Origin of the sequence: Micromonospora sp. CA-244673, from assembly GCF_050948395.1 — a bacterium.
In the GTDB taxonomy this organism is placed as follows: Bacteria; Actinomycetota; Actinomycetes; order Mycobacteriales; family Micromonosporaceae; genus Micromonospora.
In genome coordinates this window covers 1,027,194-1,049,836 of the sequence record NZ_CP192019.1, presented here as the reverse complement: position 1 = coordinate 1,049,836, position 22,643 = coordinate 1,027,194, and the positions used below count along the sequence as shown (strand labels likewise).

Here is a 22,643-nt window from a genome sequence, read left to right as displayed (position 1 = left end):
AACGGTATGGAGGTATCCGGGCACCGGAGACATACATGAGGTTCCACTCAGCGGCCGAGGCCGCCGCCGAACCGGACATCCACTCCCGGATGACGCTGCCTGTGTCGGCGACTACGAACGTGATGACGTGGACGGATCGGCGCCGGCGGCCGTCAAGGGCGGCTGGGGGCGGAACAGCGGGGTCAGTGGCGACCGTGGCGGGCGCGGAGGTAGTCGGAGACGACGTACTCGCCGAGGTCGTCGAGGTCGGGGGTGAACATCCGGCCCTTGGAGCGCCGGGCCACCGCGTCCACGAACCGCCGCAGCCCCGGGTCGTCACCGAGCATGAACAGGTTCAGCGTGGCGCCGTACCGGGTCAGCTTGTCCACCTCGCGGATGGTCGCCTGGATGGTTTCCGGCAGCGGCGGCCAGTGGAAGTACGCCTCGCCGTCGGACGGGTCGAGGTGGGCGGTGGGCTCACCGTCGGTGACCACGAGCACGACCGGCTCGGCGCCCGGGTGCCGGCGCAGGTGCCGTCCGGCCAGCCGCAGCGCGTGCTGGAGGTTGGTGCCCTGCTCCATGTCCGGTTCCACCGCGGCCAACTCCTGCTGGGTCAGCGGCATGGCCTCCCGGCCGAACCCGATGATCTGCAGGGCGTCCTGCGGGAAGCGGGTCGCCATGAGGTGCGACAGGGCCAGGGCGGTCTGCTTCATCGGCCCCCAGCGCCCCTGGGAGATCATCGAGTACGACAGGTCGACGCAGAGCGCCACGGCCGCCGACGCCCGCCGTTCGGTCTCCATCACCTCGAAGTCCTCGACCGCGAGCTGCACGGGCACCCCGGGGCCGACCCGGCGGACCGCGCGGGTGAGGGTGCGCACCACGTCGAGGGGCTGCTCGTCGCCGTACTCCCACTGCCGGGAGGCGCCGCTCACCTCGCCGGCCGCGCCCGCGGAGCGCAGGTCGTGCTGGCCGCGCGGGCCGGCGGTCAGGTCGGCGAAGACCCGCCGCAGGGCGGTGCCGGCGAGCCGGCGCAGCGCCTTCGGGCTGAGCGTCAGCCCCTCGGCGTCGCGCGTCACCCAGCCCTGCCGGCGCAGCTCACGCTCCAGCTCCCGCAGCCGGCGTACGTCGTCGGCGGCGTCCCGGCCCAGCGTCCGGGCGACCGCCTCGACGTCGACGTCGTCCAGGGTGGCGCCGGGGTGGTCCTGGTCGAGGGAGTCGAGCAGTTCGTCCAGCTCGGCGATCTCGCCGAGCGCGCCGGTGGCCTCGCCGTAGCCGAGCGGCTGGTCGCCCCGGACCCGCTCGGAGCGCCGCCAGTTGAGGTCGGGGCGCAGCGACCGCAGGTGGTCGTCGAGCTGGGACAGCTCCCCGGCCAGCTGCTCGCCGAGGGACTGGCGCATGAGCCCGGCCAGTTCCTCGCGTTGCCGGTCCGACAGCGACCGCATGAGCCGCTCCCCGGCCGCCGAGCGGCGGGCCAGCACGTCGATCAGCTCGTCGACGTCCTTCGGCTGTTCCGGGAAGAACTCGCCGTGCCGCCGCATGAACTCGGCGAACGCGTCGGTGGTGTCCTCCGACCGGGCGTGCCGGGCGAGCAGGTCGTTGAGGTCGCGCATCATCTCGGCGAGCTGCCGCTGGGCGGCCGGGTCGGCGGCGGCCCGCGCCGCGTCGCGCAGCCCGGCGAAGCGCTGCTCCAGCACCTCGCCGCGCAGCCCGTCGAGGATCCGCTGGTAGCTGGCGCGTGCCTCGTCGCTGGCCCAGTCGTACCCGGACAGCTCCTCGACGGCGCGGGCGGTCGAGCGGGGCAGGTTGTCCAGCACCGCCTCGGCGAAGCGGGCGTCGTCGCCGTCCCGCCCGCGCAGTTCCTCCCGCTCGGCGGCGAGGGCCTGGTCGAGCAGCGCCTGAGCGCGGGTCACCGCGCCGTCCAGGTCGCCCCGGCGCAGCGCCTCCCGGCGCAGCCGGCGGGCCCGGGCGGCCAGGTCGTCCAGGCCGCCGCGCCCCTGCGGGCCGCGCCGCAGCAGGTCGCGCAGCGCCTCCCGCAGGCTGCCGCCGCCGAGGACCTCCGAGCCGACCGCGTCCACGGCGGCGCGTACGTCGTAGGGCGGGGCGAGCGGGTCGGGCCCGCCGCGCCACTGCCCGTACCGGAACCGGTTGCCGGCCACCGTCAGCCCCGGCCGCCGTAGACGGTGCGCCCGGACTCGGTGACGTCCTTGCCAAGCCGGCGGGTGAGGTGCAGCCCTTCCAGGACGAACTCGATCCCGGCGGCGGCCTCCTCGGGGGTGGGCGCGTCGCCGAGGCCGAGCCGGTCGAGGACCTTGGCCAACCCGGGCACGGTGCCGACCTGGCGGAGCAGCTCGGCCGAGGAGACCAGTTCGCCGGTCTCGATCTCGGTGCCCTCGGCGACCAGCGCGGTGAACCCGGAGAGGTCCAGCCCGGCGAGCCGGGCCCGGAACGTCTCGGCGGTGGCGGTGCGCAGCAGGTGGCCGAGGACCTCGATCTCCCGGCCCTCCTCACCGCTCTCGAACTCGACCTTGCCGCGCAGCGTGGAGGTCACCGATACGGCGTCGCCGACCCGGGCGACCGGGGCCTCGTGGACGGAGGCGCCGAGCAGGCCGGCGCGGCGCAGCGCGGCGGCGGCGACGGTTTCGGCGGCGGCGATGGCGAACCGGGCGGAGACGCCGGAGCGCGGGTCGACCGACGGCGACTCCCGGACGGCGCGGGCGAACCGGGCGAGCACCTCCAGCACGTGCTCGGGGACTGTGGCGACCAGGTCGGCCTCCTGCTGGATCAGGGCCAGCTCCAGCTCCAGGTCGAGCGGGTAGTGGGTGCGGATCTCCGCGCCGAAGCGGTCCTTGAGCGGGGTGATGATCCGGCCCCGGTTGGTGTAGTCCTCCGGGTTGGCGCTGGCGACCAGGAGCAGGTCCAGCGGGAGCCGGAGCTGGTAGCCGCGGACCTGGATGTCCCGTTCCTCCAGCACGTTGAGCAGCGCCACCTGGATGCGTTCGGCCAGGTCGGGCAGCTCGTTGACGGCGAAGACGCCGCGGTTGGTGCGCGGCACCAGTCCGAAGTGGATGGTTTCCGGGTCACCGAGGGTACGCCCCTGGGCGAGCCGGATCGGGTCGACGTCGCCGATCAGGTCGCCGACGCTGGTGTCCGGGGTGGCGAGCTTCTCGCCGTAGCGCATCGAGCGGTGCAGCCAGCCGATCGGCAGGTCGTCGCCGCGCTCGGCGACGAGGGCGCGGGATGCCGGGGTGAGCGGGTGCATCGGGTGTTCGTTGAGCACCGAGCCGGGGATCACCGGGGTCCACTCGTCGAGCAGCGCGCCGAGCGAGCGGATGAGCCGGGTCTTGCCCTGGCCGCGCTCGCCCAGCAGCACCATGTCGTGGCCGGCGAGCAGGGCCCGCTCGACCTCGGGCAGCACCGTGTCCTCGTAGCCGACGATGCCGGGGAAGCGCTCCTCGCCGGCGCGCATCCGGGCGAGGAGGTTGTCGCGGAGTTCCTGCTTGACCGTGCGGTGGTGGTGGCCGGAGGCCCGCAGCTCGCCGAGCGTGCCGGGCAGGTCGGCGGGCGGGGCCGGGGGAACCTGGTTGGGCGCAGTCACCCGACCAACGCTAGCTCAGAAATCGGGCGCCGCCCGGAGAGCGCCGGAGGCCGGCCCCGCCCCGTGCCGGGACCGGCCTCCGGGCCGCTCAGCCCCGGCGGCGGAGCTGGTAGGCGTACGTCGCCGCGGCCAGCGTGACCGACCAGACGGGCCAGAGGGCCATGGGCAGGGCAGCGGAGTTGCCCTCGCGGATCAGGTCGGCGAACTCCGGGGCGGCGAGCAGGTCGAGGCTGGCCGCCAGCACGGCGAGAGAGACCAGGCCGGCCGGGATCACGGCGAGGAGCACCGGCACCCGGCGGCCGGCCAGTCCGGGCAGCCAGCGCGGGAACCGCTCGCCCCAGCGGGCCACCAGCCCGAGCGTGAGCACCGCGCCGACCACGGCGAACGCGCCCAGCCCGGCGCCGGCCCAGATCGCACCGTCGGCCCGCATCTCGGCGAGCGTCTCCCGGGACATGCCCAGCGGGATGCCGGCCAGCCAGGCGAACCGGGTGAGCGCGTAGAGCACCGGGATGACGGCCGCCGTCCAGGCCGCCCACCGGCCCCAGCGGGCGGCCGAGGCGGGCGCGGTCCAGCCGGGGCGCGCCCCCTCGGCGGTCCGGCGCCGCCAGCTGAGCAGCGCGGCGGCCAGCAGCATCCCACCGGCGAGGGCGGCCAGGCGGGCGAACAGCGGCCAGTCGAAGACCTCGGCGTAGTCCACGGGAGGCCAGCCGAACGGGGCCCCGATGATCAGCATCGGGGCGTAGCCGAGCAGGGCCAGCACCCGCATCCCGGGAATCACCACCGCCAGCGCTAGGGCGACGGCTGCGGCGTATCCGGTGAGCAGGACGCGCAGCGGCCGGGACGGCCGGCCGGCGGCACCGGTCATGGCGAGGGCGGCGACAGCCGCGGTCAGCAGCACCGCCGCGAACAGGGGCGGGCCGACGGAGACCGGCACGTGCCGGAGCAGACCGGCGGCGTCGCCGCCGTGGGGGTCGTTGGCGCCGAACGGGTAGCCCGCGCCGGTCAGCGTCGAGAGCAGGGCGAGCACGCCCCAGCCGCCGAGCCAGGCGGCGGCGAGCGGGGCGGCCAGGTCGAGCCGCGTCCGGGCGGCCCGACGGGGTGGGGAATCGGTCGTTGTCGTCATGCCCTCAGCCTCGGCCGGACAGGCCCCGGATCCCTCCCGCGCCGGGGTGGACCGCCTCCCCCACGGGAGGGACCGGTCAGCCGGTCGGCACCACGAATCCCGACTCGTACGCGGCGATCACCGCCTGGGTCCGGTCGCGCACCCCGAGCTTGGCCAGCACGTTGCCGACGTGCGTCTTGACCGTCTCCACGCCGACCACCAGCCGGTCGGCGATCTCCGGATTGGACAGGCCGGCGGCCATCAGCCGCAGCACCTCGCCCTCCCGCTCGGTGAGCCGGGCCGCGCGCAGCCCGTCGCCGCCCCGGCCGCCGTACGCGCCGACGAGCCGGCGGATCGCCGCCGGGAAGAGCAGCGACTCGCCGGCCGCCACCACCCGGATCGCCTCCACCACCTCGGCCGGGCGGGCCCGTTTGAGCAGGAAACCGCTGGCTCCGGCGCGTAGCGCCTCGTAGACGTACTCGTCGTTGGCGAACGTGGTGACGACCAGGACCCGGGGCGGGTCGGCGGAGGCGGCCAGCAGCCGCCGGGTGGCCTGGATGCCGTCGATGGCCGGCATCCGGACGTCCATGAGCACCACCCGGGGGCGCAGCCGGGCCACCAGCGACGGCACCTCGGCGCCGTCCGCGGCCTCGCCGACCACCCGCAGGTCCGGCTGGGCGTCCACGATCGCCCGCAGGCCGACCCGGATCAGCTCGTCGTCGTCGACGATCAGCACGTCGATGGTCACCCGGTCTCCCCCCTCGGCGCCGGCAGGGTGACCCGGACCCGCCAGCGGTCGCCCTCCGGGCCGGCGGTGAGCTGCCCGCCGAGCAGCAGCACCCGCTCCCGCATGCCGTCCAGCCCGCGCCCGCCGCCACCCGGCCCGGTGGTGCCGCGCAGCCCGTTGACCAGCTCGATCTCCAGGCGACCATCGGGTACGGCCACCCGCAGGCGCACCGGCCCCCGGCCGTGCCGGGCCGCGTTGGTGAGCCCCTCCTGGACGATCCGGTAGCCCTCCCGGGACACCACGGCGGGCAGCTCACCGAGCGCCCCGCTGACCCGGGACTCCACCACCAGGCCGGCGGCGCGGGTGTCGGCGACCAGCCGGTCCAGCCCGTCGAGGGTGTTCTGCGGCGCGGTGGGCGCGGGCACCCGCCGGTCGTCGTTCTCGCGGAGCAGCCCGAGCACGTGGTCCAGGTCGTCCATGGCGCGGCGGCTGGTCTCCTCGATGGCGCGCAGCGCCCGCCGGGTGAACTCCGGGTCGGTGTCGAGCAGCTCACGGGCGGCCCCGGCCTGGAGGGTCGCCACGGTCAGCGCGTGCCCCACCGAGTCGTGCAGCTCGCGGGCCAGCCGGTTGCGCTCGGCCAGCCGGGCGGACCGGGCCTCCAGGGCGGCGATCCGCTCGGCCTGCGCCGGGCCGAGCAGCACCGGCGCCATCGAGGCGGCGACCGCGCCCAGCCCGGCGACCGCGTACGCGAGCGCGACCAGCAGGGCCAGCCCGGCCAGTCCCGCCACGACCGGGCGGCCCGGGTCGAACGGGCCGAAGCCGTCGCCGGGCTGGGCGCCGGTGTCGACGCCGACCAGCCCGGCGAGGAAGATCAGCGCCACGGGGAACGCGCTGATCGCCGCGAACAGCACCAGCGCGCCGGTGAGCAGGTGCAGGGCGATCCAGAGCGCGGCGCGCAGCCGGGTCTCCCGGTCGATCCGGTGGTCCGGGGCGGGCTCGGGCAGGTCGACCGCGAGCAGCGCCCGGGCGGCGGCGATCTCCAGCGCCCGGCTGCCGGCGAGGAACACCGGCACGGCGGCGAGCACCGCGCCGACGAGCAGCAGCCCGGCGCCGATCGGGCGGGGCACGTCGGCGCTGCCGAGCAGTTGCGCGAACGCCGCCACGAGCAGCGCGTACGGCAGGGCGAGCACGCCGCCGAGGAGCAGGAACACGGCGCGCCGCCAGGTGCTCCCGCGCACCAGCGGCGCCAGCACGACCGGGACCGTCACCCGGTCATTCTGCCGCCTGACAGCGGCCCGCCGACTCCCCCGCGACGGGGAGATCGGGTCAGCGGTGGTCCTGGACGTACTTCTCCGGGTCCTTGTCGCGGAAGGGCAGGTTGCGACCGTTCTTGTGCTCGCCGTAGAAGGTCAGCCAGCGCTGCCCCAGCTCGGCCCGCAGCTCGACGCTGGCGTGCCGGCGGAAGTCCGGCAGCGCCTCGTCCTCCTCCTCGGCCAGGTGCTCGCTGTTCTCCCGGCGGGCCCGCCACACCGCCGCCCACCAGGCGTCCGAACCCACCTCGTGGAGCTTGGACTCGGCGACGGCGTCGCGGATCTTGTTGTGGTCGCCGATGGCGTCCTCGGTCTCCTCCGCGCCGTCGTCGCCGTGCTTGACGAGGTGCGGGTAGAGGATGGCCTCCTCGGCCTCGGCGTGGATGTCCAGGTGCAGGGCGAGCGCCTCCCAGACGGCCAGCAGCTCGGCCGGGTCCCGGGCGTCGTCGAGCCGGGCGAAGCCGCGGCGGAAGGCGGCGTGGTCGTCGAGGATCAGTGCGGTGATGTCGTCCATGGTGGTCACTTCCGGGTGCGGGCGCGGATCAGCTTGGGTACGGCGGCCAGCCCGGTGACCGGGCGGAACGCGTGGGCGGCGGTGGCCAGTGCGGCGTGCTCGTCGTCGGCCAGGTCGATCTCGGCGGCGGCCGCGTTGCGCTCGACCTGTTCCACGCTCGACGCGCCGGGGATGGCCACCACGCTCGGGTGGCGGAGCACGTAGGCCAGGGCGATCTGGCTGGGCGTGGCGTCGTGCGCGTCGGCCACCTCCCGCAGGGTGGCGATCAGTTCGGTGCCCCGGTCCAGGTTCTCCGGCAGGAAGTACGGGTTGGCCCGCCGGACCGCCCCGGCGGGCGGGTTCCGCGCGTCGTACCGGCCGGAGAGGAAGCCCTGCCCCAGCGGGCTGTACGCGATGACGATCCGGCCGGCCTGCTCGGCGTACGGGATCAGGTCCTCCTCGGGGCCGCGGTCGATCATGCTGTAGCGGACCTGGTTGCTCAGCACCCGGCGGCCCAGCGCGGCCTCGGCGAACCGCCAGCGGCGCAGGCCGTAGTTGCTGACCCCGACCTCGCCGACCAGCCCGACGTCCTGGAGCGCGCGCATGCCCCGCATGGTGGTGGTGTCGGCGACCACCGGGTTGGGCTGGTGCACCTGGTAGAGGTCGATGCCGGTGACGCCGAGCCGGGCGGCGGAGGCGACCGCCCGCTGCTGCACGACCGGGGCGAGCGGCAGCACCGGGAACACCTTGCTGGCCACCACGACCTTGGCCCGGTCGTCGGCAAGCGCCGCGCCGAGGATGCGCTCGCTGCGGCCGAAGCCGTAGATCTCGGCGGTGTCGAAGAGGGTGACGCCCAGGTCGAGCGCCCGGCGGACGATCTGCGCCGCCCGGCGTTCGTAGTCGGGGCCGTAGCCCCACTCGCGGGAGCCGAACTGCCACGTGCCGAGGCCGATCTTCGAGATGGGCTTGGGGGTGTCGAGCGGGACGTAGCGCATGGACTCGAAGCTACCCAAGCGGGCGGGGCCGCACGCCGGTTCCGCCGGCCCACCTCCGCCCCGACCTGCGCGTCGGGCCCGGACTAGGGTCGGAGGGGTGACCTACCTCGCCAGCGAAGACCGTTACGACTCGATGATCTACCGGCGCAGTGGCCGGAGCGGGCTGCGCCTGCCCGCCATCTCGCTCGGGCTGTGGCACAACTTCGGGCCGGACCGCCCGTACGAGCGGCAGCGGGACATCGTCCGGCGCGCCTTCGACCTCGGGATCACCCACTTCGACCTGGCCAACAACTACGGCCCGCCGCCCGGCGCCGCCGAGGAGAACTTCGGCCGGCTGCTCGCCACCGACCTGAAGCCGTACCGCGACGAGCTGGTCATCTCCAGCAAGGCCGGCTATCTGATGTGGCCCGGCCCGTACGGCGAGTGGGGCTCGCGCAAGTACCTGATCTCCTCGCTGGACCAGTCGCTGCGCCGGATGGGCCTCGACTACGTCGACATCTTCTACTCCCACCGGTTCGACCCGGACACCCCGCTGGAGGAGACGATGGGCGCGCTGGACGCGATCGTCCGCTCCGGCAAGGCGCTCTACGTCGGCATCTCCAACTACAACTCCGAGCAGACCGCCCGGGCCGCCGAGATCCTCCGCGAGCTGGGCACGCCGCTGCTGATCAACCAGCCGTCGTACTCGATGCTCAACCGCTGGACCGAGACCGACGGGCTGCTCGACACGCTGGAGCAGGCCGGCGCGGGGTGCATCGCCTACAGCCCGCTGGCGCAGGGCCTGCTCACCGACCGCTACCTGGGCGGCATCCCCGCCGACTCCCGGGTGCGGACCAGCGTCTTCCTGAACGAGAGCGACCTCAGCGAGGAGCGGATGGCCACCATCCGCGGGCTCGCCGCGGTCGCCGAGCGGCGCGGCCAGAGCCTGGCCCAGCTCGCGCTGGCCTGGGCGCTGCGCGACCCCCGGATGACCAGCCTGATCATCGGGGCGAGCAGCGTGGCCCAGCTGGAGGGCAACGTGGCCGCCCTGGACAACCTCGACCTCGGCGTCGAGGAACTCGCCGAGATCGACCGGCACCTGGGCTGAGGACTACCAGATCCGGCGGCGGCCGGCGCGGTGGCTGCGGACCCCGCACGGCCGGCCGGCGGGCACGGTGCCGGCCCGCCGCAACCGCAGCGCCACCAGGGCCGCGAGCAGCACGGTGACCCCGGCCGCCGCGCCGACCACGAGCGGCCGGGGGAACGTGCCGGTGTCGGTCACCGCCGCCACCGGCACGCCCGCCGCCGGTTCGCCGGCCCCGTCGCCGGTCGCGGCCCTCGGCACGGTACGCGGGGCCGCCGCACTCGCCGAGGGCTTGGTACGCGGCGTGGACGCCGCCCCGCCGGACGGTGACCGGAACACCACGTCGGAGCACGAGTAGTAGGTGTCCTGGGTGTTGGAGTTCTGCCAGATCGTGTAGATGATGTGCCGGCCGGTGCGCCCCGCCGGCAGCCGCCCCGGCATCTGGTAGGCGCCGTCCCGGATCGGCGGGTCGGTGACCGTGAGGAACGGCTTCTCCTCCAGGTCCGCCCAGGTCAGCCGCCGGCTCGGCGCGTACGAGACGGTGGTGGCGTAGAACCGGAACGTCCCCTTGTGCGGGATCGTGGTGCGGTAGCGGAAGGTGTGCCGGGCCCCGGCCGTGAGCGTGGTGGCCGGCCAGTCGGTCCGGGGCAGGTCCAGCCCCCGGTACGCCGACAGCCCGCCGCTGCACAGCTCCCCGTCGGGGATGCGCTCCCGGTCCCGCCCGTCGATCCGGGCCACCCGGATGTTGTCCCACTCCCGCACCGCGGCGCCCTCGGCGATCGCGGCCCGGCAGGCCGGCGTGTCCGCCCGGCCACCCTCCGGACCGCAGGCCGCGGCCCGGCTCAACGGGCTGGTGGGGGCGCCGTGCGCGCTCGCCGGCACGCCGGTGAGCAGCACGGTCGCGGCGACGGCGGCGAGCGCGGCGAGCGTGCGGCGTACGGCCATGTCATCGACCTCCCGCGCACTGGTACGGGCCCGGGGCGGCAAAGGTTCGATCGGCGTGCGGGTGTGCGGGACCCACGGCCGGCTCGGGTGTGCTGACCGAACGGCCGGACGGGGCGGCGGCGGAACGGGGTGGGGCCCTACAGTGACGGCACCCCGCGATCAAGGAGCGAGCCGTGTCCGAGCCGCCACAGACGCCAGATGCGCCCCGACCCGCTCCGGCGGACGGGTCCGACATCACGCCGCACCTGCTCGTCGTTCCCGACGTGGCGGGTGCGCCGCCCGCGGTGCCGTGGCCCGGCCCGGAGGGGCAGCCGGCCTGGGCGATCCCCGTGGTCGTGCCGCCCGGCACCCGCGGCTATGCGCTGTTCGTGCCGCTGGTGCCGGTGGCCGAGGGGCAGCCGGCGGCGGTCCCCGGCCAGCCGGCCGCGCCGCGGGTGATGGTCCCCGCGCCGGGCGTGCCCACCCAGGCCACTCCGCCGGCCGTCGAGAGCCCGGCCCAGAGCGGCGCGGCGGCCGTCCCGGCCGACCCCACGGCCGGCGCGGCCGGCTCCGCTCCGGCGGCCCCGACGACCGGCACGGCTGGGTCGACGCCGGCAGCCGGCGCGCTGTCGGGCAGCAGGGCGTCCGGCGGGCAACCGTCAGCCGGTGAGGTCCCGCCGGCGGAGTCCGCTGACGGCGGTGCCGGCACCGAGACCGACGGCGCCGCCACGCCGGCCCCCGCTCCGGCCGGACCGTCCACCGCCGAAATTGAGCCGGCGCCGGCCTCGAAGGCCGGGCAGGAAGCCGAGGCGCCCACCCCGGCGACAGCCGCGACCCCGGCAACCGGCACGACGGCACCGCCGCCCGCCGCGACCGCCTCCGGCGCTCAGCCGGCCGCCGCGCCGCAGTATCCGGGGGCCGGTTACGGGCCGCAGCCCTGGGGCGGCTACCCGCCCCAGCCCGGCTGGACGCCCCGGCCGCGCACCCCCCGCACCTCGTTCCTCGGCGCACGCTGGCCGGGCCCCAAGCAGGCCACCGGCCGGGCCGTCCCCCTCGCCGTGCTGGCCGGGGCGCTCGGCGCCGCGTTCTTCGTGCCGCTGAGCCGGGTCGGCATCGGCTGGTTCCTGGGCTGGCTCACGCTGACCCTCGGCGTGCTGGTCGCGGTGCGCCGGCGTACCGCCGAACTGCCCCGCGCGGAGCGGCTGATCCGCGGCGGGTGGGCGGCGGCCGCGCTGGTCCTGCTCGCCGTGCTGGCGTTCCGCAACGCCTGGTGGCTGGTGACGTTCTGTGTGCTCGGCGCGCTGGGGTGCGCCACCCTGGCGATCGTCGGCGGCCGGCTGGTCCGTTCGATCCTGTTCGGCCTGGCCGCCGCGCCGTTCGCGGCGTTCCGCGGCCTGCCCTGGGTACGGCGGCACGTCACCGCCTCGGCGGAGGCCGGGACGGTCCGCAAGGTCACCGGCTCGGTGGTCGCCACCGTGCTGGTGCTGCTGGTCTTCGGCAGCCTGCTCGCCTCGGCCGACGCCGCCTTCTCCGAGGTGCTCAACGCGATCGTCCCCGAGATCAACATCAGTACGGTGTTCCGCTGGATCTTCCTGGCCGCGCTCGGCGGCCTGATCGCGGTCGCGGCGGTCTACACCCTGGCCGCCCCGCCCGACCTGTCCACGGTGGACCGGCCTGGCGCCCGCCGGCTCGGGGTGCTGGAGTGGGCGCCGGCCATCGGCGCGCTGACGCTGCTCTTCGCGGGCTTCGTGATCGTGCAGTTCACGGTGCTCTTCGGCGGCCAGCGGCACGTGCAGAAGGTCGCCGGGCTGAGCTACTCCGAATACGCCCGCAGCGGCTTCTGGCAGCTCCTCTTCGTCACCCTGCTGACCCTGGCCGTGCTGGGCGGGGTGAGCCGCTGGGCCAGCCGCGAGCGGCCGCTCGAACGCATGCTGCTGCGCGTCCTGCTGGGCCTGCTCAGCGCGCTCAGCGTGGTGATCGTGGTGTCGGCGCTGTCCCGGATGTGGACGTACCAGAAGGTCTACAGCTTCACCGGCGAGCGGATCTTCGTGATGGCGTTCGAGCTGCTGCTCGGCGCGGTCTTCCTCATGATCCTGGCGGCCGGCGTGCGGTGGCAGGGCCGGTGGATCCCCGGCACCACGGTCGCGCTGGCCGTGGCGATGCTGCTCGGCCTGGCCGTGCTCAACCCGGAGGACTACGCGGCGAAGCGCAACATCCTCCGCTACGAGCAGACCGGCAAGATCGACGCGTGGTACCTGCGGGCGCTCTCCGCCGACGCGACGCCCGCGCTGACCCGACTCCCCGACCCGGTGCGCCGCTGCACGCTGAGCTGGATCGCCGACGACCTAAAGGAGTCCGACCCCTGGTACGCCTGGAACCTGGGCCGGCACCGGGCCCGCCAGGCCCTCGACCGGGTTGGGCCGGGCGCGATCGGCGGCCCGAAGGACTGCCGCCGGGCCGACCAGTTCGACCTGCCCAAGTCCCGCCGGTGACGCCGCCGGCCGGGTCGCGGCGTGCCGCGGCCCGGCCGGCGCACCCCGCGCGTCCGCGAACGTTCACCGCCCCCTCACGTCAGGGCCACGGCGGGCACCGACCCCGCACCTAGCTTCGGCTGCGCAAAACGTCAACCGAAGGTAGCGGAGGTTTTTCCATGTCCATCCGTCAGCTCATGACGGTGCTGGCCGCCGGGGCAGTGCTGGCCGTGCCGACGGCCGCCCACGCGGCCCCCGTCGCCGGTCCCGGCGTATTGCCGCAGAAGACCCACTTCGACCTGCAGGCACACCGGGGCGGGATCGGGCTGACCACCGAGGAGACCCTGGCCGGATTCGCCAAGGCCATGCGCCTCGGCGTCACCACGCTGGAGCTGGACACCCAGGTCACCCGGGACGAGAAGGTGGTCGTCACACACGACCGGCAGGTCAGCGCGCAGAAGTGTCGCGACACCGGCCCGGTGACCCCGGGCGACCCGCTCTACCCGTACGTCGGGAAGTACATCAAGGACCTGACCCTGGCCCAGATCAAGACCATGGACTGCGGCTACCAGCAGCTGCCCGGCTTCCCGGAGCAGGAGCAGATCGCCGGGGTCCGGATGGCCGAGCTGCGGGACGTGCTGGGCCTCGTGAAGAGCTGGCGCGCCCACCAGCTCACGCTGAACATCGAAACAAAGGTGGAGGCCGGCGCGCCCGACCAGACGGCACCCCGCGAGCTGTTCGTCCGCCGCGTCTTCGAGGAGATCCGCGCCTCGGGCATCGAGGACCAGGTCACCATCCAGTCCTTCGACTGGGGGGCGCTGCGGGTGATGCACCGGCTCGCGCCACGGTGGCCGCTTGTGGCGCTGACCAACTACGACTTCCTCCAGGTCGGCAAGCCCGGCGCCTCACCCTGGCTGGGCGGCCTGGACGCGGACGACTTCGGCGGCGACTTCGTCCGCGCGGCGGCCGCGATCCCCGGCGTGACCGCCCTCTCCCCCAACTACGGCTTCCCGCAGAACGGCACGGTGGCCGACCCGGCCTTCCGCATGTACCCGGACGCGAAGATGATCGCCGACGCGCACGCCCGTGGCCTGAAGGTCGTGCCGTGGACCTGCGACGACCCGGCCACCGTGGCGGCGCTGATGGACCTGGGCGTCGACGGGATCATCACCAACTATCCGGACCGGGTCCGGCAGCTCATGGCCGAGCGGGGCATGCGCCTGCCGAAGGCGTACCAGCCGCGCTGAGTCCACCGGCGGCGTCCGTCCCCTCCGGCGGGGCGGGCGCCGCCACCGCGCGGCCCCGGTCAGGCCGGGCCGCCGCCGAAGCCGATCTCGTTGCCGTCCGGGTCGCGGAAGATGGCCTTGCGGACCCCGTTGTCGTAGGTCTCGCTCTCGGCCGGCGTCAGGCCGCGCTCGGCGATCCGCGCGAGCCGGGCGTCGAGGTCGTCGACGAAGACGGTGTGCATGCCGTGGCCGGCGTGCTCGGGCCGCACCTCGATGTACAGGTACCGGTGCTCGGCGAGTTCCCACACCGCCTCGGTGTCGTTCGGCAGGAACGAGGGCGGGCCGCCGAGGAGCCGCTCGTACCAGGCCGCCGCCGCCCGGTAGTCGCGGACGGGCAGGCCCGCGAACAGATCTACGGTCATGTGGCCATGCTAGGGATCAGCGGGCTTCTCCCGTAGCACGCGGGCTTACCAGTGTGCGCGCAGCCGGCACGGGCGGTGGTCATCGTCGCCAGAACAGCAGGTGGGTGACCCCGCTCGGGCTCGGCACCGACTCCAGGTGGAAGCGGTCGAGAAGCTCGGTGTGGCTCTCCCACAGCCGCTCGCCCCGACCGAGGTCGACGGGCGCGACGGCGACGTGCATCTCGTCGACCAGGTCGGCCTCGAGGAATTCGCGGATCGTGGCGACTCCACCACCCAGGCGCACGTCCCGACCATCGGCGGCCTGCCTGGCGCGTGCCAGCGCCTCGGCCGGGCTCGCGTCGAGGAAGTGGAATGTGGTGTCGGCCAGGGTGAACGACGGGCGCTCGTGGTGGGTGAGCACGAAGACCGGCACGTGGAACGGCGGGTTGTCCCCCCACCACCCCTGCCACTCGTGGTTCTCCCAGGGGCCGCGCTGCGGGCCGAACTTGTTACGACCCATGATCTCCGCGCCGATGTTGCGGTCGTAGTCGCGAACGATGTAGTCGTCCAGGCCGCGGGTGCCCCCAGGCTCGGTGCGGTACACGAAGCTGGCGGTGGCGGCACGCCAGGAGAACAGGGCGGTGGGATCGGCGTGGCCGAAGGGGCGCTCCAGGCTCTGCCCCTCGCCCGTGCCGAACCCGTCGCGCGACACGTTGAAGCTCTGCACCCTCAACAGCTGTGGCACGAATCCTCCTCGATGCGATGGGCACCATCTGCCTGCAACTTACAACCGGTAGAACGGTGGAGCTTGATCGTGTTGCGGGACGTCATGGTCGGCGGTCACCGGCACTTCCGCGAACTGCTCACCAACTCGAGCCACCGCCAGAAGATCGACTACCGCCTCACCGAGGCGGAGATCGAACTCGTCCCGCTCATGGCGCACCTCGGCGCCTGGGGCTCCCGATGGCTCCCCACCTCGCCCGCGCTGTCGATCCGCGCCCACCTCCCCGCCGAGGGAGGCCCCGAGATGTGGGTTGAGCGCGCCTCCGCAGGGATCATCGCGGCGCGGAGGCGCGCCCAGGGACGGGCCGGCTGGCAGAGGAGCCCTCACGAACGCCGTCTAGTTGCCATGTTTCCGTAGTTGCACGTCCGCCCCGACTACGTCGACCGCCTCTGGAACCTCGTCAACTGGTCCGACGTCATGCGGCGGTTCGACGCCGCACGCGCGACTGGCAACCCCATCCTCGTCACGTCATGACGAGCGCCGACCCGACGTCGGCCTTCACCGCTGCGCAACGCGCCGCCGGGTCATCGCCGCCAAGCACCGCGGTGACCTCGGCGGCGCCGAACAACTGCTCGCAGCCTTTCCCGACGAAGCTGCCCGCACGCGCGGCTTCATGCTCCTGGCCGAACTCGCCCTCACCCTCATCCGCACCCAGACCGGCCAGAGCATGGACGACCTCGTCCACGAGCTGGCGCTGCACATCGCAGCCGCCAACGCGGCGCCGCCCACCGGGTAGACGCCGGCGGCCAGCCAAGCGTCCGACGTCCGCCGAGGCAATTCAACCCCGCTACCGGCTACTTGTGCTCCTGGCCGCGTTTGCGCAATTGAGGTTCGGCGAGTTGGTGGCGCTGCACCGACGTGACATCGACGTACGGACGATGGAACTGCGAGTACGCAGGGCAACGGCGGAAATGGAAGACGGCACCCGCCCCAATGTCTGTTACCATGCATCAGCTTGCTCGACAATCGGATAGCGCGAACTCCGAAAAGTGGGAAGGGGCTATCGTGAGTGAGATCGGCAGTTCGAGGTTTGACGCAATATTGTTCGACCTCGGCGGCGTGCTGATGAACAACCGCGGCCTACAACGGCTGGCCGAACTGACCGGCGAGGAAAACGGCCCGGCGCTAGACTCGAAATGGGTTACATCGAAGTGGGTACAGGCCTTCGAGCGTGGCAAGTGTGATGGCGACACCTTCGGTGAAGGTGTTGTGACGGACTGGGGGCTGGATCTCACGCCTGCCGAGTTCGTGGATGATTTTGCTCGATGGCCGGCCGGACCGTTTGCGGGAACGATCGAATTGGTTCGAAGCCTTCACGGGACTATCCAGATGGCATGCCTTAGCAACACAAACCCGGCTCACTGGCAACAGCATCTCGACCGTTGGGGTGTGGTCGACTACTTTGACTGGACCTTTGTTTCGCACGAGTTAGGTTTGATGAAACCTGATCTGGCGATGTTCCGCCACGCGATCCGCACGATTGGTACGACTGCCGACCGGCTTCTGTTTCTTGATGACCACAACGAGCATGTCATGGCCGCCAGAGAGTTGGGCATACATGCAGTACAAACGCGAGGCGTGGGCGAGGTGTACGAGGCGCTGGTCTCCCTTCTTCCTGCGGACTCGAGTGCGGGCCGCGCCCTCCGGTCCATACCGTCGCCTACTCAAGGCAGTTGAGTTCGGTGCACGCTCGACATCGCGTTTGGCTGGCGTCGTCTTGTCGAGTCCTGTATGCCTTCGCGCCTCAAGGTCGCGGACGCGCTGCACCAACTCCGGAACCGTCACGCCCGGCAGAAACGACAAGCGCCCTGGCGGGGGAAATGGTCCCTCACCAGGGCGCTTCGCTTGGGTGGAGCCGAGGGGACTCGAACCCCTGACCCCCACACTGCCAGTGTGGTGCGCTACCAGCTGCGCCACGGCCCCTTGCGGTTGTCCCCGGTCGCCCGGGCACGCAGAGAACTATACACACGCCGGTCGGCATGGTCATCTCGCGGGGGTCCCCCGGCCAGGCCACTCAGTTCAGGGCCACATCCGGGGGGAAGTGGGCGACCGCCGCCATCATGCCGCCCTGCCGGCGCAGCACCATCGGCCAGAGATCGTCCGGGCGGTCGACGAAGGCGTCACCGGGGAGGGCGTCGAGCACGAACCAGGACCCGTCCTCGATCTCCCGCTCCAGCTGGCCGGCGCCCCAGCCCGAGTAACCCGCGAAGACCCGGATCCCGCCGACGGCGTCGCGCAGCTTCTCCGGGTCGACCGAGAGGTCGATGGTGCCCACCGCGCCGGACACCCGGTGGAAGCCCTTCACCGGCTTGATCGGGTGGCGCATCCGGGCCAGGCAGATGGCCGAGTCGGGCTGGACCGGGCCGCCCTCGAAGAGCACCGCGGGGTGCCGGGCCAGGTCGCTCCAGTCGCCCAGGACGTCGGCCACCGGCACCTCGGTGGCCCGGTTCAGCACCACGCCGAGGGCGCCGCCGGGCTCGTGGGCGACCAGCAGCACGACGGTACGATCGAAGTTCGGGTCCTTCAGCGCAGGCGTCGCGACCAGCAGCCGCCCGGTCATGGAATCCATGGCTCGGCCACCGATCGCCTGTCCCTCACCCTGCATGTCCGACACCCGTCAGCCGTACGCCGCGACCAGCCGCGCTGTCAACGCCATGCAAGGCACCATAGCCTGCGGTCCGCCCCCTGGCTAAGGTCTGACCGGCGGGTGATCGTGGCGGGATCGAGGGAGGGTCGGATGGCGGCTACGGCCGAACTGGCGGTGATCGGCGGGTCGGGCCTCTACGCCCTGCTCGACGGCGCCACCGAGCACGTGGTGGAGACCCCGTACGGCGCGCCGTCGGATCCGGTCACGATCGCCGAGGTGGCCGGCCGGCGGGTGGCGTTCCTGCCCCGGCACGGGCGCGACCACCGCTACCCGCCGCACCTGATCCCCTACCGGGCCAACCTCTGGGCGCTGCGGTCCCTGGGCGTACGCCAGGTGCTGGCGCCCTGCGCCGTCGGCGGGCTCCGGCCGGAGCTGGGCCCTGGCACGTTCGTGGTGCCGGACCAGCTCGTCGATCGCACCAGCGGGCGCGTCCAGACGTACTACGACCGGGGCGCCGTGCACGTGTCGTTCGCCGACCCGTACTGCCCGGCTGGGCGGCGGACGCTGCTCGACGCGGCGGCCGGGCGCGGCGTGCCCACCGTGGACGGCGGGACGGTGGTGGTGGTCGAGGGGCCCCGCTTCTCGACCCGGGCGGAGTCGCGCTGGTACGCCTCGATCGGCGGCACGGTGGTCAACATGACCGGCCACCCGGAGGCGGTGCTCGCCCGCGAGCTGGCCCTCTGCTACACCTCGATCGCCCTGGTCACCGACCTGGACGCGGGCGTCGAGGCGGGCGAGTCGGTCACCCAGGAGGAGGTCTTCCGGGTCTTCGCGGAGAATACCGACCGGCTGCGCGGGGTGCTGCTGGACGCGGTCGCCGCCCTGCCCGCCGAGCGGGACTGCCCCTGCGGGCGGGCGCTGGACGGAATCAAGCTCCCGTTCCCGCTGCCCTGAGCCGGGAAGCGCCCGAAAAGTCAACCTCGGCCCGATAGATTCGGCTGGTCGGGGAGCTGATCACCGGGCCGTCCCCGGCACGCGGGGGACGGGAGGCAGCCGGCGATGGCAACGGTCCGCGACACTACCTACGACCTGCTCCGCGCGCTGGGCCTGACCACCGTCTTCGGCAATCCCGGCTCCACCGAGGAACCGTTCCTGAAGGACTTCCCGGCCGACTTCCGCTACGTGCACGCGCTGCAGGAGGCGTCGGCCATGGCCATGGCCGACGGCTACGCGCAGGCCACCGGCCGCCCGGCGCACGTCAACCTGCACACCGCCCCGGGCACCGGCAACGCCATGGGCAACCTGGTCACCGCCTGGCACAACCGGACGCCGCTGATCGTCACCGCCGGCCAGCAGACCCGGGAGATGCTGCTGATCGAGCCCCGCCTGGCCAGCCCCCGGGCGGTCGAGCTGGTCCACCCGTACGTCAAGTGGGCCCACGAGCCGGCGCGGGCGCAGGACATCCCGGCGGCCTTCATGCGGGCGTACGCCTCGGCGGTGCAGCCACCGACCGGGCCGGTCTTCCTCTCCCTGCCGATGGACGACTGGGACCGGCCCGCCGACCCGCCGCCGCAGGTGCGGACGGTGGCCACCCGGATCGCCCCGGACCCGGACCGGCTGCGCGGCTTCGCGGCCACGCTGGCCGCCTCCCGCGCTCCGGTGCTGGTGCTCGGCGCGGCGGTGGACCGGGCCGACGCCTGGCCGGCCGCGGTGGCGCTGGCCGAGCGGCTGGCCGCGCCGGTGTGGGCCGCGCCGGCCCCGGAGCGGGCCGTCTTCCCGGAGGACCACCCGCAGTTCCGGGGCGTCCTGCCGTACGCGATCAGCCCGCTGGCCGAGGCGCTGCGCGGCCACGACACGGTGCTGGTGGTCGGCGCCCCGGTGTTCCGCTACTACCCGCACGTGCCGGGCGACTACCTGCCCGGCGACGCCCGGCTGCTGCACATCACCGACGACCCGGACGAGGCGGCCCGCGCCCCGGTCGGGGAGAGCCTGCTCGGCGACGCCGGGCTGGCCATGGCCGGGCTGGTGGAGCTGCTGCCCCCGACGGACCGGCCCCCGCCGCCGGCCCGGGACGCCCCGGCGCCTCCCGACGCGGCCGACCCGCCGAGCGCCGACGGCCTCTTCGAGGCGCTGGCCGGGCAGTGGCCGGCCGACGGGGTGCTCGTGCAGGAGTCACCGTCCAACCTGGCCGCGCTGCGCCGCCGGCTGCGGACCGCCCGGCCCCGGTCGTACTTCACCATGGCCAGCGGCGGCCTCGGGTTCGGCCTGCCGGCCGCGGTGGGCATCGCGCTGGCCGAGCGGGACACCGGGCGCGGCCGGCCGGTGGTCGCGGTGATCGGCGACGGCTCGTTCCACTACTCGGTGCAGGCGTTGTGGACCGCCGCGCGGCTCGGCCTGCCGCTCGCCGTCGTGGTCCCGGTCAACCGGCAGTACGCGATCCTCAAGGCATTCGCCGAGCTGAAGCACACACCCGGCGTGCCGGGGCTGGACCTGCCGGGGCTGGACGTCGCCGCGGTGGCGCGCGGCTACGGGTGCGCCGCGGAGGTGGTGGAGTCGCCGGACGGGCTCGGCCCGGCGCTGGCCGCCGCACTCGCGGCCGACCGGCCGACCGTGCTGCCGGTGCCGATCAGCACCGACGTGCCCCGGATCCTGTAGCGGTCAGCGGCGCACGACGAGCGGGGTGCCACTGGCCACGTCGAGCACCGCCCGGTCGCCGAGGGGCGCCTTCAGCGTGACGGTCACCGGCTTCAGCACCAGCTGCATGGTGCACATCCCGGTCGAGCGGACCACCCCGGCCCCGAGCACCACGACGTCGTCCCGCTCCAGCACCAGCGGGGTCGGTTGCCCGTCACAGGCGCCCGTGCCGACCCGGTAGTCGATCCGGTTACCGTCCACCACCCGCAGGTCCGCCGCCCCCACGACACCGTCGTCCGCCGGGCGGCTCGGCGCGATCCCCTCGGGCGCGGTCCCGATCGCACTCGGTGCCACGGCGAGCCGGGCCACCGGCACCCGGAGGCCCTCCACGGCGAACAGCCAGGCCGGCACGGTGGCCTCGCCCCGGCTGGTGCGCACCGACGCGCTGCCCAGCGTCACGCCGGTGACCGTCAGCGGCACGCACGGGCTGGGCGCCTGGGTGGCGACCATGCCGTCCGGGCCGGGCTCGATGGTCGGGCCGCCCTTGGGCCGTCCCGGCCCCGGCGTGCTGGGCCGGCCCTCGCAGGGCGGCGGGTCACCCTGGTCCAGCTGGGCGTACGCCTCGGCGGCGCTGACCAGCGGGACGCGCAGGGTGCCGTCCGGGAAGCGGATCGTCCCCTCGGCGGGCCGGGCGGTCGGGAGGGCGATCTGCTCCCGGTACCAGCCGTTGAGGAAGGCCTGCTTCGTCTCGCCGTCGAAGCCCGGGTCGCCGGCCAGCACGGTGGCCTCGTCGAGCGGGACGTACCCGCTGCGCCACGCGGGCCCGGGGCGCCACGCGTCGGCCACCTCGGTGGCCCGCTGGTCGAACGCCTCCCAGCGGTGGTCGGGGCCGGAGACCGGGGAACCGCTCGGGCCGGCGGCCGGCGGGCCGGCCGGGTCGGCACCGGGTGCGGCGCAGCCGGCCAGGACCAGGAGCGGTAGCCCGAGCAGGGCGAGAGAGCGACGCATGCCGGTTGGACGCGGCGCTCCCCCGGCCGGTTCCCGCCGGGTCAGTCCTCCCCGCCCAGGTCGGCCTGGTACGCCTCCCAGAGCAGGTCCGCGCCGCGCTGCCGGTGCCGGTCGAGCGCCCGCAGCAGGTTCCGGGCCTGCTCCCGCAGGTCCTCGGCCGGCACCGAGGGGAGCCGCACCGCGTGCTGGAGCGCGGCGATGGCCGCCGCGATGGCGGCGTGCTCGCCCGCCAGCAGGCGTACGCCCCGGTCCAGCCGGGGGGCCTGGTGGAGCAGTTCGGCGTAGAGGCCGGCCGGACCCTCGGTGAGCCGGACGTGCTCGGCGAAGCCGGACCGGACCGGGCCGAGCCGGCCGACCAGGTGTTCCCGCCAGCGCGGCTCCGCGGGCGCCGTGGCGAGCGCCCGGGTGAGGCCACGCAGGTCGCCGGGAAGGGCGGGCCGGGTGCGGGGTACGGCGGTCGCCGTGGACGGCTGCTGGATCGGATTGGTGACCATGGCACCTCCCGCGCTGCTGCGCTACCGCGTACAGCGATGGTGAACCCGGGTTCCCGAGCTGTCCAGGAGGGGTGGGCGTCTCATCTGCCCCATCCGTCCCAGCCGTCACAGTGGCCTCTACAGCCCCAGCGGATCAGCCGCCATGGCACGGAGCCGGCCGGCGAGGGCGTGCGCGTCGGCGTCCCGGCCCTGGTCCGGCCGGCCCGCGGTCATCGCCTCGGCGAGCGCCCGCAGCTCGTACGGGGGCAGGTTGCCCAGCCCCGGGCCCTGCAACGGGATGGTGACCCGCCGGCCGGTGTCCCGGTCCCGGGCGATCAGGCTGGGCACCCGCACCACGCCGTCGTCGCCGACCCGGTGGGCGATCGTGCCGCCGCGCACCTCGGCGGCGGCCAGGTCGACGGTACGGGTGCCGAGCGCGCCGCGGACCGAGGCCCGGGTCCCGTCCAGCCAGGCGGCCGTGCGCAGCACCCGCAGCACCAGGTAGAGCCCCAGCAGCACGAACGGGACCCCGCAGAGGCCGGCGTAGCGCAGCGGCGTGGGCGCGGCGGTGGCGCCCTCGTGCAGGTCGGGCGGGAGCAGCTCGGGCGGCAGGTCCCGGACGTCGTCGTACGAGGGGACCGGGTCTCCGAGGCCGGCGACCCGGCGCAGCAGGCCCCCGGCGACCAGCGGCAGCAGCACGAAGGCCGCGCCGAAGGCGGTGAACAGCGCACCCACCACGACGGCCATCGCCCGTTGGCCGGAGGCCGCGCCGACGGAGAGTCGGATCCGCTCGTTCGTCACAGCCGGAGCCTAGAGCGCCGGCACCACCGGCCCGGCAACACGGGTCCGGAGACGACTGTGCGCCCCGGTC

The 22,643-nt window shown here is 74.2% G+C and carries 22 protein-coding genes and 1 tRNA gene; 7 read left to right on the top strand and 16 right to left on the bottom strand.

The genetic code is table 11. The features are described 5' to 3' along the window. Positions 1-182: 182 nt before the first annotated feature. The 7 genes from ACQP12_RS05195 to ACQP12_RS05165 form a co-directional block, all read right to left on the bottom strand. Positions 183-2,135, bottom strand: a complete 1,953-nt coding sequence (locus tag ACQP12_RS05195) for a vWA domain-containing protein (protein WP_433285416.1) — start codon at positions 2,133-2,135, stop codon at positions 183-185. Positions 2,136-2,137: 2 nt separating this feature from the next. Then, a complete protein-coding gene (locus tag ACQP12_RS05190) occupies positions 2,138-3,574 on the bottom strand; it encodes a magnesium chelatase (RefSeq protein WP_357947331.1) in 1,437 nt (478 codons plus the stop codon). A gap of 88 nt (positions 3,575-3,662) precedes the next feature. Next, on the bottom strand, positions 3,663-4,697 hold the full coding sequence (locus ACQP12_RS05185; RefSeq protein ID WP_433285413.1) for a hypothetical protein: 1,035 nt from the start codon (positions 4,695-4,697) through the stop codon (positions 3,663-3,665). A gap of 76 nt (positions 4,698-4,773) precedes the next feature. Further along, the gene (locus tag ACQP12_RS05180) at positions 4,774-5,424 is read right to left on the bottom strand and encodes a response regulator transcription factor (protein ID WP_357947337.1); all 651 of its coding nucleotides are present in this window, start codon (positions 5,422-5,424) and stop codon (positions 4,774-4,776) included. Continuing rightward, positions 5,421-6,671 carry a sensor histidine kinase gene (locus ACQP12_RS05175; RefSeq protein WP_433285411.1) on the bottom strand — a complete coding sequence of 417 codons (1,251 nt, stop codon included), beginning with the start codon at positions 6,669-6,671 and terminating at the stop codon, positions 5,421-5,423. Before ACQP12_RS05175 ends, ACQP12_RS05180 begins: the two co-directional genes overlap by 4 nt. A 58-nt stretch (positions 6,672-6,729) precedes the next feature. Continuing rightward, on the bottom strand, positions 6,730-7,227 hold the full coding sequence (locus ACQP12_RS05170) for a hemerythrin domain-containing protein (protein WP_151464653.1): 498 nt from the start codon (positions 7,225-7,227) through the stop codon (positions 6,730-6,732). 5 nt (positions 7,228-7,232) lie between these two features. Further along, the gene (locus tag ACQP12_RS05165) at positions 7,233-8,201 is read right to left on the bottom strand and encodes an aldo/keto reductase (protein WP_433285409.1); all 969 of its coding nucleotides are present in this window, start codon (positions 8,199-8,201) and stop codon (positions 7,233-7,235) included. A gap of 97 nt (positions 8,202-8,298) precedes the next feature. Between ACQP12_RS05165 and mgrA the strand changes: the two genes are divergently transcribed. Beyond that, positions 8,299-9,288 (top strand): L-glyceraldehyde 3-phosphate reductase, encoded by a 990-nt coding sequence (mgrA, locus tag ACQP12_RS05160; protein ID WP_433285407.1) that lies wholly within the window; start codon positions 8,299-8,301, stop codon positions 9,286-9,288. Positions 9,289-9,291: 3 nt separating this feature from the next. Here mgrA and ACQP12_RS05155 read toward each other — a convergent pair whose 3' ends face one another. Continuing rightward, entirely contained in the window at positions 9,292-10,209 is a 918-nt protein-coding gene (locus ACQP12_RS05155; protein ID WP_433285405.1) for a lytic polysaccharide monooxygenase auxiliary activity family 9 protein, read from the bottom strand. Positions 10,210-10,382: 173 nt separating this feature from the next. Between ACQP12_RS05155 and ACQP12_RS05150 the strand changes: the two genes are divergently transcribed. Next, positions 10,383-12,680, top strand: a complete 2,298-nt coding sequence (locus ACQP12_RS05150; RefSeq protein ID WP_433285403.1) for a DUF4153 domain-containing protein — start codon at positions 10,383-10,385, stop codon at positions 12,678-12,680. A gap of 158 nt (positions 12,681-12,838) precedes the next feature. Further along, positions 12,839-13,906 (top strand): glycerophosphodiester phosphodiesterase family protein, encoded by a 1,068-nt coding sequence (locus ACQP12_RS05145; RefSeq protein WP_433285401.1) that lies wholly within the window; start codon positions 12,839-12,841, stop codon positions 13,904-13,906. 59 nt (positions 13,907-13,965) lie between these two features. Here the strand turns inward: ACQP12_RS05145 and ACQP12_RS05140 are convergent, their stop codons facing one another. After that, positions 13,966-14,307 carry a VOC family protein gene (locus ACQP12_RS05140; RefSeq protein WP_433285399.1) on the bottom strand — a complete coding sequence of 114 codons (342 nt, stop codon included), beginning with the start codon at positions 14,305-14,307 and terminating at the stop codon, positions 13,966-13,968. A gap of 79 nt (positions 14,308-14,386) precedes the next feature. Next, on the bottom strand, positions 14,387-15,031 hold the full coding sequence (locus ACQP12_RS05135; protein ID WP_433285397.1) for a dihydrofolate reductase family protein: 645 nt from the start codon (positions 15,029-15,031) through the stop codon (positions 14,387-14,389). Between the two features lie 69 nt (positions 15,032-15,100). Here ACQP12_RS05135 and ACQP12_RS05130 point away from each other — a divergent pair, with 69 nt between their 5' ends. Beyond that, complete coding sequence (locus ACQP12_RS05130) at positions 15,101-15,427, top strand: hypothetical protein (protein ID WP_433285395.1); 327 nt, start codon at positions 15,101-15,103, stop codon at positions 15,425-15,427. Between the two features lie 106 nt (positions 15,428-15,533). On the opposite strand, the gene ACQP12_RS05125 is transcribed toward ACQP12_RS05130, so the two are convergent. After that, entirely contained in the window at positions 15,534-15,755 is a 222-nt protein-coding gene (locus tag ACQP12_RS05125) for a hypothetical protein (RefSeq protein WP_433285393.1), read from the bottom strand. Between the two features lie 320 nt (positions 15,756-16,075). Between ACQP12_RS05125 and ACQP12_RS05120 the strand changes: the two genes are divergently transcribed. Further along, entirely contained in the window at positions 16,076-16,747 is a 672-nt protein-coding gene (locus ACQP12_RS05120) for an HAD family hydrolase (protein ID WP_433285391.1), read from the top strand. Positions 16,748-16,920: 173 nt separating this feature from the next. Here ACQP12_RS05120 and ACQP12_RS05115 read toward each other — a convergent pair. Beyond that, a tRNA-Ala gene (locus tag ACQP12_RS05115) sits at positions 16,921-16,993 on the bottom strand. Between the two features lie 91 nt (positions 16,994-17,084). Continuing rightward, the gene (locus tag ACQP12_RS05110) at positions 17,085-17,675 is read right to left on the bottom strand and encodes a YqgE/AlgH family protein (protein ID WP_091259972.1); all 591 of its coding nucleotides are present in this window, start codon (positions 17,673-17,675) and stop codon (positions 17,085-17,087) included. Positions 17,676-17,807: 132 nt separating this feature from the next. Between ACQP12_RS05110 and ACQP12_RS05105 the strand changes: the two genes are divergently transcribed. Further along, positions 17,808-18,611 (top strand): S-methyl-5'-thioadenosine phosphorylase, encoded by an 804-nt coding sequence (locus ACQP12_RS05105; protein WP_433285389.1) that lies wholly within the window; start codon positions 17,808-17,810, stop codon positions 18,609-18,611. Positions 18,612-18,716: 105 nt separating this feature from the next. Further along, a complete protein-coding gene (gene mdlC, locus ACQP12_RS05100; RefSeq protein ID WP_433285387.1) occupies positions 18,717-20,312 on the top strand; it encodes a benzoylformate decarboxylase in 1,596 nt (531 codons plus the stop codon). A 3-nt stretch (positions 20,313-20,315) separates the two neighbouring features. Here the strand turns inward: mdlC and ACQP12_RS05095 are convergent, their stop codons facing one another. From ACQP12_RS05095 to ACQP12_RS05085, 3 genes are all read right to left on the bottom strand, one after another. Beyond that, positions 20,316-21,299: a hypothetical protein gene (locus ACQP12_RS05095; protein ID WP_433285385.1), complete on the bottom strand. Its 984-nt coding sequence runs from the start codon at positions 21,297-21,299 to the stop codon at positions 20,316-20,318. Positions 21,300-21,340: 41 nt separating this feature from the next. After that, a complete protein-coding gene (locus ACQP12_RS05090) occupies positions 21,341-21,793 on the bottom strand; it encodes a hypothetical protein (RefSeq protein ID WP_433285383.1) in 453 nt (150 codons plus the stop codon). A gap of 117 nt (positions 21,794-21,910) precedes the next feature. Next, positions 21,911-22,573, bottom strand: a complete 663-nt coding sequence (locus ACQP12_RS05085) for a hypothetical protein (RefSeq protein WP_433285381.1) — start codon at positions 22,571-22,573, stop codon at positions 21,911-21,913. Positions 22,574-22,643: the final 70 nt, after the last annotated feature.

Excerpts from the sequence above, each read along its gene's own strand:
- ACQP12_RS05110 (WP_091259972.1), bottom strand. The coding sequence starts at position 17,675 with ATGCAGGGTGAGGGACAGGCGATCGGTGGCCGAGCCATGGATTCCATG.
- ACQP12_RS05170 (WP_151464653.1), bottom strand. The coding sequence starts at position 7,227 with ATGGACGACATCACCGCACTGATCCTCGACGACCACGCCGCCTTCCGC.
- ACQP12_RS05185 (WP_433285413.1), bottom strand. The coding sequence starts at position 4,697 with ATGACGACAACGACCGATTCCCCACCCCGTCGGGCCGCCCGGACGCGG.
- mdlC (WP_433285387.1), top strand. The coding sequence starts at position 18,717 with ATGGCAACGGTCCGCGACACTACCTACGACCTGCTCCGCGCGCTGGGC.
- ACQP12_RS05155 (WP_433285405.1), bottom strand. The coding sequence starts at position 10,209 with ATGGCCGTACGCCGCACGCTCGCCGCGCTCGCCGCCGTCGCCGCGACC.
- ACQP12_RS05105 (WP_433285389.1), top strand. The coding sequence starts at position 17,808 with ATGGCGGCTACGGCCGAACTGGCGGTGATCGGCGGGTCGGGCCTCTAC.
- ACQP12_RS05165 (WP_433285409.1), bottom strand. The coding sequence starts at position 8,201 with ATGCGCTACGTCCCGCTCGACACCCCCAAGCCCATCTCGAAGATCGGC.
- ACQP12_RS05095 (WP_433285385.1), bottom strand. The coding sequence starts at position 21,299 with ATGCGTCGCTCTCTCGCCCTGCTCGGGCTACCGCTCCTGGTCCTGGCC.
- ACQP12_RS05090 (WP_433285383.1), bottom strand. The coding sequence starts at position 21,793 with ATGGTCACCAATCCGATCCAGCAGCCGTCCACGGCGACCGCCGTACCC.
- ACQP12_RS05140 (WP_433285399.1), bottom strand. The coding sequence starts at position 14,307 with ATGACCGTAGATCTGTTCGCGGGCCTGCCCGTCCGCGACTACCGGGCG.
- ACQP12_RS05145 (WP_433285401.1), top strand. The coding sequence starts at position 12,839 with ATGTCCATCCGTCAGCTCATGACGGTGCTGGCCGCCGGGGCAGTGCTG.